We start from the raw sequence: 14,208 nt of genomic DNA, 5'->3' as shown, positions 1-14,208 counted from the left end.
ATGAGTTACGAAGCGCTTGTCTCGATGTTCGTTGATCGCACAGACCAGAACGCGCCCAATCAGGCCATGGTCATGTCCCGCGCGATTGTGGATGCCAAGTCCAGCTTTCTGGCGGATGGAGGACATAGCGATATCCTGGCCAACTTTACCATCGACAGCCCCGTCCCGTTCGCAATGGATTCTGTACTTGCAACGCTTAACCGCCTGAACACGGAAATGGTCCCGGGCGCCAGAGGTGAGAAGCAGGGCGACTTTTACGGCAAACTCAGCCGCCTGATCCAGCGCCTCGAAGGCAAGCGCACAGACCGGCGGCTTGGGTTTCTGTTTCGAGCCGCTTCGATTGCCGATGGCTATGAATGGCTTGAGCAGGCGGTGACACTGTTGCTGGGCGGACGAGCCGCCAAGGGCGGTCAAGGTGGGGTGAAGGTAGTTGATTTCTCAGAGGTGCCCTCGGATATCCTCCCATTTATTGTCGGAATGGTCGCGCGCATGACATTTCATGTGCAACAGTGGAGTGCACAGGGTGCTCGCCATCCCGTTGCGCTATTCTGCGACGAAGCACACCTTTACATTCCCCAGGATGCAGCCTCCGCCGCTGCCGAGAATGCGATCGCAATATTTGAGCGTATTGCCAAGGAGGGCCGAAAATATGGCATCGGCCTGGTCGTGATCAGCCAGCGGCCCGCAGAGGTAAATCGTACCGTCGTCAGTCAGTGGAACTGCCATGCGACTGACCAATGGTGACGACCAAGCGGTGGTTCGCCGACTGTTGCCCGATAGCCTCGGCAGTTTCGACGAATTACTGCCAGTCCTCGACACCGGCGAGGCTGTGGTTGTTGGTGATGCCATTCTACTACCAACACGTATCCGGATTGCCAAGCCTCTCAACGAGCCGCTCAGCGGCACGATCGAGTTTTGGGACCGCTGGGCAGATCCAGCGGCTGCAGCCGCTCTAGACAAGGCAGTTGAGAGTTGGCGCCGTCAGACGCTCATCAAATAGCAAGTGTCACGCGACTACTCATCAGTTCGTCGGCAATAGTTGTTCGACTCTCCGGAGAGGACAGCGCTTGTGGCGAAGGCACTTTTAAGAGGCTGGCCGGTCGGGCCTTTTGTATCGATGACCTGCCCCTGCGTATTTCCTCCAGAAGGAGTTAGAGTCCGGCCCGAAGAAGGACGGACAGATGAAGCGAGCAAGGATCACGGAAGCAGATTATCGCGGTGTTGAAGGAGCATGAGGCCGGGGCGAAGACGGCCGATCTGGCTCGCAGGCACGGGATCTCCGAAGCGACGATCTACAACTGGAAGGCCAAATTCGGCGGCATGGATGTCTCCGAGGCCAAGCGGCTGAGGGCCCTGGAGGATGAGAACGCGAAGCTGAAGAAGCTCTGGCCGAGCAGATGCTCGATGCAGCCGCCCTTCGCGAGCTCCTTTCAAAAAAATGGTAGGGCCCGCCGCCCAGCGCGCTGCTGTCGCGCATCTGCAGGCCGTCATGAGCCTGTCGGAACGGCGGGCCTGCTCGATCGTGGGCGCGGATCGGAAGATGGTCCGTTACCGCTCCAGCCGTCCGCCGGACGTTGCTTTACGCGGCCGGCTGCGTGACCTCGCCAACGAGCGGCGACGTTTTGGCTACCGCCGGCTGTTCGTCCTGCTGCGGCGGGAGGGAGAGGCCTCGGGAATCAACCGGATCTACCGGCTTTATCGGGAAGAAGGGCTCACCGTCCGCAAGCGGCGGGCTCGCCGCAAGGCCGTGGGGACCCGTGCCCCGATCCTGGTCGAGGCGAGGCCCAATGCGCGCTGGTCGCTGGATTTCGTCCACGACCAGTTCGCCAACGGTCGGCGCTTCCGCATCCTCAACATCGTCGACGACGTCACCAAGGAATGTCTGGGCGCCATTCCGGACACATCGATCTCGGGGCGGCGCGTGGCCCGCGAACTGACGGCGATCGTCGAGCGGCGCGGCAAGCCAGGAATGATCGTGTCTGACCATGGCACCGAGTTCACCTGCAACGCCATGCTCGCCTGGTGCAAGGACGCAGCCATCGACTGGCACTTCATCGCACCAGGAAAGCCGATGCAGAACGGCTTTGTCGAGAGCTTCATGTATAGACGGCCCCGCGGATGCAAGGGATTTCAGCAGCACTTTGGATACCGGTCGGGTGCGTTCATGTATACGGCCTGTTAGTGCGACCGATGCCATGGTCGCTGGCCCTGATGGAGATCGCGGATCGAGGCCTCATCAACGGGTCGCGCTTGTTGCGCTTAAAGCTCTTCGGGCTTTCTCGATCCCCAGCTCCGCCGGTGTTCATCATGCTGTCATTTTGCCCTCACACCATAAGGTGGCCAACACGCGGAAAGTCAGGCCGCGAGCTTAGGCCGATAGAATTCCCCGGTCGTCATCATCGCCCAGACGATCCGGGCCAACTTGTTGGCAACGGCGATGGCGACGACCATGGGCCGACGCCGTTCAAGCAGGGCTTCGATCCAGCCGCCTCCCACCCGCGAGCGTGCCTTTGGGTACCGAACGACGTTGCGGGCTCCGATGACAAGCAAGTGCCTGAGATAGCAATCGCCCTGTTTCGTAATGCGGCCGAGCCGATCTTTCCCGCCGGTGGAATTCTGCTTAGGCGTCAGGCCCAGCCAGGCCGCGAACTCCCGCCCGGAGCGGAACATGGTCGCGTCCGGCACGGTCGCGGCGAGAGCCGTGGCCGTTATGGGACCGATCCCGGGAATCGAGGACAGCAACTTCGCCATCGGATTTACTCGCTGGATCTGAGCCAGCTCGCCTTCGATGGCCTCGACCTGCCGGTCCAATTCCTTCAGTTGGTTCACAAGGACGGCTAGTGCGATGCGGGCGTGGGCCGGTAGCGTCAGTTCCTCGTCATCCAACAAGTCCACCAGACCATCCACCCGTTGCCGGCCTTGTCCGACAATGATTCCGAACTCAGCAAAGTGAGCCCGAATGGCGCAGGCTGTCATGGTTCGCTGGCGGACCAACAAGCCTCTTGCACGATGAAGCATCAAGAAGCCCTGGTTCTCGACGCTCTTGATTGGAACAAATCGCATATTGGGACGGGTGACCGCTTCGCAGATCGCGGCCGCGTCAGCGGCGTCATTCTTGGCTCCTCGTCGTACGTAGGGTTTGACATAGGCTGGCGGGATCAATCTCACATCGTGTCCAAACTGCCGAATCTCCCGCGCCCAGTGGTGAGCAGTCGCGCAGGCCTCAATGCCGACCAGGCAAGGTGCGAGCGAGGAGAAGAACGACACGATCTCGCCTCGCCGGAGGCGTTGGCGACCGGCCACTTGGCCTTGGCCATCAACTGCATGGATGTGAAATACGTGCTTCGAAATGTCCAACCCAATTGTCGCGACTTCCATTGGTGAATTGCTCCTGTTACCGGGTTCGTCCATCGCCAGTATATCGCCGGCGCCGAGGGAGCGGGGCCGTCTTCCCCATCAATGGCCGGATGCGCGACGAACTGCTCAACGAGACCCTGTTCTTCGAACTTGACGATGCTCGCGCCAAGATCGCGAATTGGGTTGCCGACTACAATTTCCAGCGGCCTCACTCGTCGCTGAAATACCTGACCCCGGCGGCCTATGCCGCCCACCTCACCGCAACGGACGACCGGCCGCGCAACCCCGACCAGCTCCGCCGATCGTCCGTTGCTCCACCCGCGTTACTTGGCGTAAAAAACCCCGAGACTCTAACTGCCACCGGATGAAAACTCAGTGGCAGGTCAGCGACTCCGCAGGAAGGGGCGTACTTGGAGTGGCAAGTTTGCTCACCGTGTAGCCCGATCGCCACGCCACGCGATCCTGCGGTGTGGTGCTCTGCAAAGGACGTGTGACAACGAAACAGCTATCACGCGCGCCGGGGTTGGGGAGAAAGTCGATGCCAACATGCCGCGGCAGGGCGGACAGATGGAATTTCGCATTTGGCGAGGACTCCTCGCCGCCTTTTCCATCAGTCAGAGCACTGCGAAGGCGAAAAGTTGATGGCAACGGGTGCGTGAGAAGCGGCGAATGCCTCATCGGCAAGACAAATGCCCGGCGGACCGGAAGCGCGGCAACACTCCCGCTCCAGCGCACCTTTCTCACAGTGGATGATCATGCCGCCCCGAACATAGCTGAACACCGCGCCCGTTCAATTGTCCCCGCACGCACTATCTCCTAATCCCATCGGGCGATGATGTTGATCGCCGCAAGCACATCTTACGGTTGCACAATCAGACCACGTATCTCGGCGCGGCGAAAGGATCGCAACGGACTTCACTCTTCAACTCTTCACCAGTTACCCACACGAGCCAATTATCCTCAGCAATATTCTCTCTAACCAGCCGCAAGATCGATCCGTCGGGTTCATGATGATAATAGTGTGGAAGCCCTCTATCCACTCGCCAGCGAGCGACAAGCGCGCATAAGAAATCGGGAGCCCACATAGCATAAGCGATGCTGCGCGTAACTCGGGCTATCATCCTCGGGACACCCTGCCCTCTAAGATCTCTGCGCACCCAAAGATCACCGTTGTACGCTATTTTTCCGGTCATCTTCTCTGCGGCGGGTGCTATGCAAGCGCAACGGTCATGATGATGCGCATGTGTGATCGGCTCACTGTAAAATGCTTTCAGCGTCCGAAGATGCTCTGCGAAGTTACTGTGCGAAAGGTCATACAGCCGAGTAGCATTTGTAAGCACGACGTCGTTGTTCTTGTCGAGGCCGACCACCCAATATCCCTCGCCTGGGCGAATAGTCGATCGGTCAGGCCGAAAGTTTGGAAATGTTCGCGCTTTCGTCGGAGTTACCCGGGTAATTGAGACATATTCATGAAAATCGAATCCCAGGAACAGGTTGATGTCTTTCTGCGCGGCCATGGTGTCGTATATTGGAATGGACCGTGAGACATGCACCGGAATGCGTGCGCACATTACTGCCGCTCGCTCGTCGACCATCATGAGATACCTCGCAGGTTATAACGATCAAACATGATACGCGCTGGACAATGAATATCGTACTACCATTTATCGTGGGCGCTTACAGGCCAAGTTGTGGGATGCCGCTCGTACGCAGGTACGCGCGAAAGACTGGTGGCGTTCACATTGAACTAATCGAAATCAAAACACTCGAAAGTCTTGTTGGACGGACCACTTGACATGCGATCGCGAACTTCTTTTGCTTCAGCTTACATCTTTCTCGAGGAACACGCGACTCGTTCACCAAGCTTCACCTGAGCCGCGCGCACGCAGCATAATTGTTTTAGTCGTCCCGCCCCTCTACGTTGGCTGACGATACTTCGATGCTTTGACTTCCCATTCAGTTCGCATCCAGCAGCGGCTAGCGTCTGATGTATTTTTCAGCTAAACTGCTCACCACTCGAAAGAGTTCTGCCTTTCGTTCACATTTGCGCAACCCTAGCTTGCTTGCAGACCCTTTCCAGTATCACCACTCCACTGCCGATGCCGCCCCTCTCACCGCAAAGGACATCGGCTGCGTAATCCGGACGTCCATTGCTCACCCAACTTTGCGGACAAAATGGTGACACGCAGTTCAGTGATTGGTCAGGTCACATCATCTTTGTCTCTATCCCGCTTGGATTTGGGCCTCGAAGTCCCTCTTTGATCCAGGGCCCCTGCCAAGGCCTCTTCGAATATTTCGAGGCCCCTATTGAGAGTCTCTCTGTCAATCGTGAGTGCCGGCAAGAATTGTATGACCTCACCAACCGAGGCGCATCGTTCAATGAACAGACCTCTCGCGAAGGCGTTGCGTCTGGTCGCTATTGCAATTTCCGATGTCTGGCAATTAAACCCCAACGCCAGCCCCCTCCCTCGAACAGAAAAACAGTTCCCATAGTAGGATGCAATGGCGTTGAGCCGGCAGCGCGCAAGCTCTCCCAAGCGCTGCACCTCCTCCGAGAGGATGCAGTCGCGCCAATAGATATCTATGGCAGCGGCTCCAGCCGCAAACGCAATGTCGGTCTTTTCCGTACCCGCGTGCTGCACAGGCCAAGTATGGTCGACCTCATCTCTAATCAGCAGCATTGACAACGGCAAACCACAGCCGCTCAGAGAACTCGACATCACTACGATGTCCGGCGATAAGCCTGCGAACTCGAAACTAAAAAATTGGCCTGTCCGGCCACAGCCCATTTCCGTTTCGTCTAATATCAGAACGGCACCAGTCTCTTTCGCAATTGCCTGGATCGCCCTTAACCACTCTTTGCCAGCTACGTTCATGCCACTGTTTCGCTGCACTGCTTCGACCAGAATGGCAGCTGGACGATCAATGCCGCTGTACTGGTCCAGCAACAACTTTCGCAAATGCTCGGTCGTGCTAACGACGGGCCCAACATAGCCGTCGAACGGGACAAGACCTAGTCCGCGCGGAGACAAGTCAACGCCAGTACGTCGAAGCCCGCCACGGCACAGAGCAATGGATCCGGGACTCACGCCGCTGTGTCCGCTGGTGAACAAGACGATATTCTGACGACCCGTGACTTTGCGCGAGAGGTCCATAGCTGCGTCGATAGCGATGGCGTCACTTGGTCCAGTGAATTTGAAATGATAAGGCAGCAAACCCCGTTCGCGAAGCACGACAGATCTGAACGTATCCACAAACCTAAGTTCAGCAGAAGTAGCCATGTCAAAACCGCTGACCACCGCATCTGACGTTAGATACTCGAGAATAGCCTCCCTGATCTGATGATTGTTGTGGCCGTAGTTTAGCGACCCGGCTCCTGAGTAAAAGTCGATAATCCTCCGGCCATCCACCGTCAATGCAATGGAACCGCGCGCTCGACTTAAAATGACAGCAGAGGTCTCCGTATCAAGGTTGCTGTTCAATTCTAGCGACTTCAAATCGTGCATTTTGTCCGGCTCGCTACCCAGCCTTTTGCACTGCGATCCTCCAACAGCGATCAGCCCGGCTCCTGCTGGGCACGACAGCATGTGTTCCCGCATTAGTTCACTCACTTACCGGAGACCTCTTTACCGGACCCCCTTGCGACCCGTTCCTGGACGATTGGGTACATTGTTGCCGCGGAGTAGATGAGGCCGCAGCCTAGGATCCGCCGCCCCTTGATCCTCCTCTGCACTTTTCCGCTCAATACGGAGGTGCTTCACGTCGTCCCGCGGCGGCCTCTAGTTCTTCAATCGATCATCCTCCGGCAGATCATCTAACCAGCAAGCGGTCTCGACGTATCGCCTTGAAAAGATCTTTCCAATTTTGTCTGGGATCTTGTTTTGATGATATCGCATATAGATACGTCCATCATCACCCAGATCAAGAATCTCGATCTTCCCGGTGTAATGCGACATGATATATTTGAAAGTCTTTTCGATGCCCGCCAGACGTTGATTGACGCCGTTCGCAATCTCTATTCCGCGACGAAGCGGCACCTGAAAATGAGACGCACCCTTTACCGGCCTTGCTTGAAAGAGATAATAAGGCCGGACCCCGATTTGGTGGCACTTAGCGAAAGTCGCCGTCAAGATCTCCGGATTGTCATTTATGTCTGCAAGCAGCACAGTTTGATTGAGGAACTGCACTCCTTGTGCACGCAAGGATCGGATATTTCGCTCAGCATCGACCGAGATCTCACCGATGTGATCGAAGTGCGTGACAAGCACCGTAGTCTTGCCTGCATCACGTATTCGTTGGAAGAGAGCAGGTATAGTGGGATCCTCGAAGCGCTTTGGCTCAAAGGCGAACAGTTTCGTGCCGATTCGAATGGACGCTAGATGCGGAATCGAGAGCAGATGAGCAATAATCTCGTCGAGCTTTGCCGTACTAAGAACAAAGGGGTCGCCTCCCGACAGCAGCACGTTTGTCATCTCAGGATGACAGCTAATGTACTTGGCAACTTTCGCCACATCTGGGACGATCTCATCTGATTCTCGGCCAACAAGTCGTTTGCGGAAGCAAAACCGACAATATGAGGCACAGCGGTTAGTCACCAGCAGCAGTCCGGTCTGTGCGTACTTGTGCTGAAGTCCACGCACCACGGTATTATCATGTTCACCACTCGTGTCCAACACGCCCGGGCTGTCGAGCTCCCTGACTGAGGGCTCCACAATACGTTTTAGCTGCTCGCAGTAATCACTGTTGGCAATCTGCTGGCGGTAGAATTTTGTGACATGATGACGTGTGATGCTACGGACTTGCAGCTCCGTCGCCTCAATCTTGCGATCGCCTTCTATAAATCTCATGACCACGGTGCGAGGGGATACCTCTGATTGGGCGGACGAGAAGCGGGGCGAGAGATCTCCAGCAGCCGCCAATTCGCCTGGTGCACTGACCGCGTCAGCTATTTGAGTCAACGGAGAGGGTTTCATTTGAACTCCTTAGGAACGGAGGGAGATCGTTCCGCAATGACGTTCGTCCGCTTCCAGCAATCCGCGTGCCAACAATATCTGGCGCTCCATCAGCGCAACACATCGGACTAGGAAGCGACTTCCCGGCTGTCGAGTAAACAATGGTCGTCCGTTTGTCTGGCTTCAAACAGGATGTCCTCAATTGGACATAAGCTCCGATGAGGCAAGAAGGCTCATTTGCTTCAACCGTTCGCCGCTTGACAAGTTAGGACGGACCGACCGATCAGACACCACCGGCCCAATGTTCCGGAGATCACAAGAAAGAGGTCCTCCTCGCTACGACGGACTCTCAGAGCGTTGGTAGGCGTACTCGTCTCAAGAGACCGGCGACCGCGAACGGATAGCTTGCGCCGATCGAAATAGACGCCGCTAAGATCGTGCAATTCTCCGCGAAGACCAAGTCAGCCATTTGATCGGCAAGTTCTGAACTCAAGGCAAGGGGGATTTCGAACCGGGCAATCGGTCTGCACGACATTGGAATGAGAGCACTACTCCCACCGGCATCTGAAGCAATATGACAATAAATCCGCACCGCCTCCCGAACTCCCCTCTTTGAAGATCTGCGTACCTTGCTCGCTGCCTCTACTGTATGTCTGCAGATACGAACATGCCCGGTAAACACTGGCGTTGTCTGGCTTTTACGTCACAATATTGACGTCGAGCAGCTCCGACCGCCGCTGAACGCGATTTTGACGCGCGAACTCCCTCTGTTGGTAGGTGCGCACATCTGTATGCCTCGCTAAATGTGCGGCTGCTAGTCCAGTAAAGTCAGTCCGGCATGCTACGACGCGAAGCATGCGATCACCAAAGAGCCCGACGCTGTCATGAGCAAAATCGTCAATCCAAAGGCATAGTTTTACGGATATGATGGCTTGAGGTCTCTATTCACGTAAGTAATGAGACGGCAGTGATGCAGATGAAGCTCTTGGTTGGTTTCTATGACACTCTTCGTAAACGGACGTCACGGGATGAAGGCCGTTTCCATGGGATTCCATACCACTTTCAACGCAAGTCCCTTGCTCTTCGGCCGCGCGGCCGCAGTAGAGGCATGATATGATGGAGATGCTGACGAGAACTCTAGGGGACGGCAAAATTGCTAGCTCCCACTCACTCGCGAAGCCATGCGGGGTCGCAACCTGCTACCCTCACTTCGGCGAGCTGCTCCAGGGTGCTTTCGCCCTTGAGAAAGGGGCGGACCGCCGCACGGTGCGCGCGCTCGTTTCAGTTCACATGCCGCACGCCGATGGGTCGGAAGCCCGTGCGACGTTGGAGCCGAGCCGCATCGGGAAGTTTGTGCCGCAAGTTGGCCGCACCGGCATCCAAGTGACACCAAGTCATTTCTACAAATGTGAGCTCGCCGCTCGACTTGCTCTCGATGCCTTTGGATTGAGGAATATGGCAGGCACTCTTGAGGTCAAGACTTTTGTTCCGGAAGGCGCCGGCATGGGCTCGTCGACGAGCGGCGTAGTGGCCTCTATCCGTGCGATCGCTAAGTGCGTCGCAGTCTATCGGGGATCACGGGTGCTTCTGGCGCCCCATCTTCAGGCGGAGCTTGCGGTGGCGGCTGAGCATGCGTGCGACTCGCTGATGTTCGACTGCACAAGCAGCACCATTCTTTTCGCTCAACGAATGGGCAAGGTTGTCCAACTGTTCAACGGCCCTCTCCCACAAATGTACATTTTGGGGTTCGACACCGGCGCGGCCAATGGTGGCATTGGAACGGACTGCCTACCGCGAGCGCGCTACTCACGTGATCAGATCGCCGCCTTCGGCTGCGCATTGGCCGTCCTGGAGCGTGCCATCGCAGAGCAGAGCGTCGCACTCGCCGGCCGGGTGGCGACTTTCTCCGCGATACAGAGCGAGACCGCCCTGCGGAATCCGCTCAAGAAGCCGAAGTTTGACGAACTCCTCCGCATCAAGGAAGACACGGGATCGGCCGGTATTGTTGTTGCCCATAGCGGTACGGTCGCCGGCCTGATCTTCGACCCGCATTTAGCCGACCTTCGCAGCCGACTGGATGAAGCTAAATCCGCGATCGGTCGCCTTGGCTTCGATATCCTCCGCAGTTTCTCGACTCCCTATTGAGATAGACGATGGCGCACACGCTCTCCGACACCATCGACGCCCATGCGCCTCTCAAAATCGTTTCCTTGCGGCCAGAAAACCTGGCCGCGATCGATTTCAGGGTCATGAAGGTATTTCCTGCCTTCAACATCATCGAATCAGGCCTTCGCGATGGCACAATCAGCTCCAACACGACGATTGTTGAAACGTCGAGCGGAACAATGGCTCTCGCTCTCGCCATCGTTTGCATGCAGTTCTCGCTGAGGTTACACATCTTCGGCGACCGCGCCATCGAGCCCGCCCTTAAACGCACCATCGAGGAGTTAGGCGCTGAAGTTCACCTCGTCGAGGCGACAGCGTCCGACGCGAATGTCCAGCAGCTCCGTAAAACGGCGCTCCTCGACTTTATGGATCGGACCGGAGCTACCTGGTCACGACAGTACGACAACCTCGGCAACCATCTTTCGTATGCGCGCCCCGCTGAGCAAGCGATAAGGCATTTCGGGAAGATCGACATCCTGGTCGCAACTGTGGGCTCCGGAGGTTCATCCTGTGGCCTTGCCCGCTATTGTCGCGCATTCTTTCCCGAGATGAAACTCATCGGGATCGACACCTTCGGTAGCGTCTTGTTCGGCCAACCGGCGGGCCGGCGTGATTTGCGGGGGCTCGGCAACAGCATTCTACCAGGCAACTTGTTCCACGAAGCCTTTGATGAAATCCATTGGCTTGGCGCTAACGAAGCATATCAAGCTGCGCACCAACTCCACCGCGAGACTTCGTTAAGGCGTGGGCCGACGAGCGGGGCGGCCTATCTCGTCGCTAAGTGGTACGCCGAGCGCTTCACCAAAAGCAAGGTGCTCGCGGTCTTTCCAGACGATAGCAATCGCTACGAGCACAACGTTTACGATCCCACGTGGATGCGCGCCAACGGCTATCAGGCCGCACTCGCCGCGACCGAGCCTGTCCTTGTCCATCACCCGCTTCATGCTGATAGCGGCTGGTGCCGCTTCAACTGGAGCCGTCGCTCGTTGACCGAGGTAATGGATGATCAACCTGCCCCCAACTGAAGTATACACAAGTGATCAACTCAGCTGCGATCTTCATCGAATCCAACACCACGGGCTCGGGCGCCGACTTTATTCGGCGCGCACAAGGACTTAAGCTCGTTCCCATCCTTGTTACAGCCTCACCAGAGCGGTATCTGTTTCTGAGTCGCATTTCGGACCTCGAACTACGTACATGCGATACATCTTCAGAAACCGCTGTTAGAGCTGTGATCGACAGCATTGCTGCCATCATGCCGATCGCGCTGCTAACGACCTCCAGCGACCTCTACCTTTACACAGCAGCGCTGGAAGCTAAGCGGCTAGGGCTTCCCGGTCCGAATCCAAATGCAATCGCACTTTGTCGAGACAAGGACCGCCAGTCCGCAGCCCTGCGGGCGGCAGGTATCGGCGTGCCCTATAGCGCGACAGTGCGAGCGGAGTGCGATATCCGCACCGCGATCAAACAAATCGGGTTACCTGCAGTAACCAAGCCGATCAGCGGGACCGGCAGCATCGGGGTCACCCTCGCCGACACCGAAACAGGCGCAAGTGATGCCTTGCGCAGGCTACTGCAGGCGACGAACGACGTGCGTGGCCGCCCTATCCAGCCTGGTGCTCTTCTTATGTCGTATGTCGCCGGCGAGGAGTATTCAGTCGAGATTCTCGATAGCAAGATCATCGGCGTAACGCGTAAACACCTTGGACCTTTGCCGCATTTCGTTGAAATTGGACATGATATACCAGCAGCGATCTCGTCCAGCTTGCGCGTGAAAATCGAAAATGAGGCGCTTCGTGCCATCCGGGTTCTCGGGCACGCGAAAGGACCAGCTCATGTCGAACTCCGGGTCGGCGAGGATCATGTCACGATAATCGAGGTCAATCCACGCCTTGCTGGCGGTTCGATCCCCACCCTTTTTCGTTACACAACTGGTTTTGACCCGGTCCTCGCGGTCCTCCGTAGCCTGCTCGGGATGTCCTCGCCCGCATTGAGTGGAGACGCAAGCGGCTCGATACGATTCATTGTTCCAGAGCGTGACGGCTTCTTCGCCCTTCCTCCGAATTGCGAGCAGCTCGTCGACCGCTTCGGACTGACGGAGTTCGTACTGTACCAAACTCCCCCATTACAGTTCAGGCGCTGCAACGATTTCCGTGATCGGATCGGTCACGTCATTGCAGTTGGCGACGACCCTGCTGCTGTTGTACGGCGCGCCGAAGCTGCCGTCGATTTCATCCTTGGCGCGTGAGGAGTTACCCTTGAAAAGCACAGGCCGCATCAAATCGACCCTTCATCCTGAAGCGAGCGCCATCGTTTTTGACAGTGATCTACAGCGTGCAGCGAAGGACGAGCTACCCTTCTACGCGGATATCGACAGAGCGCAGGCCATCATGCTTGAGCGGGCCAGATTGATCGACCGCGACCTCGCCCGAAAAGTGCTAACCGAGCTCGACAAACTGCAGGCTGAAAACTTTCAGAGCGTTGCAGGTCGCCCTGCCCCCCGCGGCTCTTATCTCGCATATGAGGATCATCTCCGTTCAGTGGTTGGCAGAAAAGCCAGCAATCTACACCTTGGCCGGAGCCGCAACGATATCAATGCGACCCTCTTGAAGCTCAAGCTGAGAACGCCGTATCAGGAACTGGCAGACGAGCTACTAAAGCTTCTGCGACTGCTGTGCGGTCTGGCCCGCGAGAACCTTAAAACCGTATTCCCGCTGCACACCCACCGCCAACCAGCATTGCCATCCACTTTTGCGCACCATCTGACGGCCTTCGCCAGCGCGCTCGCGCGCGATCTAGATGCGCTTCTGGCCGTGCATCCGATTCTCAACCTTTCCTGCCTCGGGGCCGGGGCTGGCGGCGGCACGACGTTGCCCATCCTCCCGGAGTTGACGGCCAGGCTGCTCGGCTTCTCGAGCCCGCCACTTAACTCGATCGACAGCGTTGCCTCTCGGGACCTGGTTCTCCGCCTCCTGGCAGCTTGCGCGATCCTAGGATCATCTCTAAGTCGCATCGCCGAGACGTTGCTGCTCTGGGTCGGCGATCATGGATTGGCTACTCTACCGGACGAACTAGTAGGATCTAGCTCCGCGATGCCTCACAAGCGTAATCCCTTCCTTCTCGAGCAGGTCCAGGGAAAAGCAGGCGCGATAGTTGGCTTTCTCGTCGCCGGCATAACGGCCATGCATAGCACGCCCTTCACGAACTGCGTCGCTGTCGGAACGGAGGCGACGCGCCACGTTTGGCCTGGGATTGACCATTCAATTGGAGCGACGCGTCTAATCCGCTTGTGTCTCTCGGGTTTGATCATCGCGGAAGACACAGCCTCCGCAATGCTCGAGACATCGTTCGTAAATGCCATGGAGACGGCGACCCGCCTCACGCTTGGCGGCGATCTCGATTTCCGTTCCGCTCATAATGAAGTCGGGCGGTTGGTTACGTCGGCGACTCAGGGGGGCGCGGCGAGCCTCTTGGCGATCGAGCAGCATGACCGGGCGCTCAACTTAGCGACATCGCCACCGCCAGACGTAATCGCGCGAACGGCTCAGACAGGGGGAGGACCCGCTCCTGATGCCGTGGCGACATCGCTGGATGAACTTGAAAGCGGTATCGAACGGGCGGTCACGATTTTACGTGATCTATGCGCGGGTTGGGGGCGTGCTCACGAGGAGCTTCGATCGGCCATAGCTAACCTTGAAGTACCGACAAGTCAGACGACCAATGGCGGGTAAAG

Annotated in this window: 10 protein-coding genes and 2 pseudogenes; 8 read left to right on the top strand and 4 right to left on the bottom strand. The window is 57.2% G+C overall.

Going from position 1 to position 14,208, the window contains the following annotated elements; all coding sequences use genetic code 11:
* The 3 genes and pseudogenes from XH80_RS00705 to XH80_RS00695 all read left to right on the top strand — a co-directional run.
* The gene (locus XH80_RS00705) at positions 1 to 744 is read left to right on the top strand and encodes an ATP-binding protein (protein WP_271596931.1); all 744 of its coding nucleotides are present in this window, start codon (positions 1 to 3) and stop codon (positions 742 to 744) included.
* Positions 725 to 1,000, top strand: coding sequence for a hypothetical protein (locus XH80_RS00700; protein WP_271596930.1), 276 nt, complete (start codon positions 725 to 727; stop codon positions 998 to 1,000). Before XH80_RS00705 ends, XH80_RS00700 begins: the two co-directional genes overlap by 20 nt.
* Before the next feature lie 181 nt (positions 1,001 to 1,181).
* Positions 1,182 to 2,098: pseudogene (locus XH80_RS00695) on the top strand (IS3 family transposase); the annotation flags it as partial.
* A gap of 257 nt (positions 2,099 to 2,355) precedes the next feature.
* Here the strand turns inward: XH80_RS00695 and XH80_RS00690 are convergent.
* The gene (locus XH80_RS00690; protein WP_271596929.1) at positions 2,356 to 3,378 is read right to left on the bottom strand and encodes an IS110 family transposase; all 1,023 of its coding nucleotides are present in this window, start codon (positions 3,376 to 3,378) and stop codon (positions 2,356 to 2,358) included.
* A 77-nt stretch (positions 3,379 to 3,455) separates the two neighbouring features.
* On the opposite strand from XH80_RS00690, the pseudogene XH80_RS00685 reads away from it, so the two are divergent.
* A pseudogene (locus XH80_RS00685) lies at positions 3,456 to 3,725 on the top strand (integrase core domain-containing protein); the annotation flags it as partial.
* 504 nt (positions 3,726 to 4,229) lie between these two features.
* Here the strand turns inward: XH80_RS00685 and XH80_RS00680 are convergent.
* The 3 genes from XH80_RS00680 to XH80_RS00670 all read right to left on the bottom strand — a co-directional run bounded on the left by XH80_RS00680 (position 4,230) and on the right by XH80_RS00670 (position 8,330).
* Positions 4,230 to 4,955 carry a hypothetical protein gene (locus XH80_RS00680; RefSeq protein WP_271596928.1) on the bottom strand — a complete coding sequence of 242 codons (726 nt, stop codon included), beginning with the start codon at positions 4,953 to 4,955 and terminating at the stop codon, positions 4,230 to 4,232.
* A gap of 603 nt (positions 4,956 to 5,558) precedes the next feature.
* Positions 5,559 to 6,956, bottom strand: a complete 1,398-nt coding sequence (locus tag XH80_RS00675) for an aminotransferase class III-fold pyridoxal phosphate-dependent enzyme (RefSeq protein WP_271596927.1) — start codon at positions 6,954 to 6,956, stop codon at positions 5,559 to 5,561.
* 180 nt (positions 6,957 to 7,136) lie between these two features.
* On the bottom strand, positions 7,137 to 8,330 hold the full coding sequence (locus XH80_RS00670) for a KamA family radical SAM protein (RefSeq protein WP_271596926.1): 1,194 nt from the start codon (positions 8,328 to 8,330) through the stop codon (positions 7,137 to 7,139).
* Positions 8,331 to 9,422: 1,092 nt separating this feature from the next.
* Between XH80_RS00670 and XH80_RS00665 the strand changes: the two genes are divergently transcribed.
* Genes XH80_RS00665 through XH80_RS00650 form a run of 4 tightly spaced genes read left to right on the top strand, consistent with a single transcriptional unit; the run spans position 9,423 to position 14,206 of the window.
* On the top strand, positions 9,423 to 10,454 hold the full coding sequence (locus XH80_RS00665) for a GHMP family kinase ATP-binding protein (protein ID WP_271596925.1): 1,032 nt from the start codon (positions 9,423 to 9,425) through the stop codon (positions 10,452 to 10,454).
* An 8-nt stretch (positions 10,455 to 10,462) separates the two neighbouring features.
* Positions 10,463 to 11,500 (top strand): pyridoxal-phosphate dependent enzyme, encoded by a 1,038-nt coding sequence (locus tag XH80_RS00660; protein ID WP_271596924.1) that lies wholly within the window; start codon positions 10,463 to 10,465, stop codon positions 11,498 to 11,500.
* 11 nt (positions 11,501 to 11,511) lie between these two features.
* On the top strand, positions 11,512 to 12,723 hold the full coding sequence (locus XH80_RS00655; protein ID WP_271596923.1) for an ATP-grasp domain-containing protein: 1,212 nt from the start codon (positions 11,512 to 11,514) through the stop codon (positions 12,721 to 12,723).
* Positions 12,629 to 14,206, top strand: coding sequence for a lyase family protein (locus tag XH80_RS00650; protein ID WP_271596922.1), 1,578 nt, complete (start codon positions 12,629 to 12,631; stop codon positions 14,204 to 14,206). The genes XH80_RS00655 and XH80_RS00650 overlap by 95 nt, the downstream gene beginning before the upstream one ends.
* The last annotated feature ends 2 nt before the right edge of the window (positions 14,207 to 14,208 follow it).

The sequence above is a fragment of the Bradyrhizobium sp. CCBAU 45384 genome (assembly GCF_028128665.1).
In the GTDB taxonomy this organism is placed as follows: Bacteria; Pseudomonadota; Alphaproteobacteria; order Rhizobiales; family Xanthobacteraceae; genus Bradyrhizobium; species Bradyrhizobium manausense.
The sequence above is the reverse complement of the archived record's forward strand: the minus strand, read 5'-3'. Positions and strand labels throughout refer to the sequence as shown.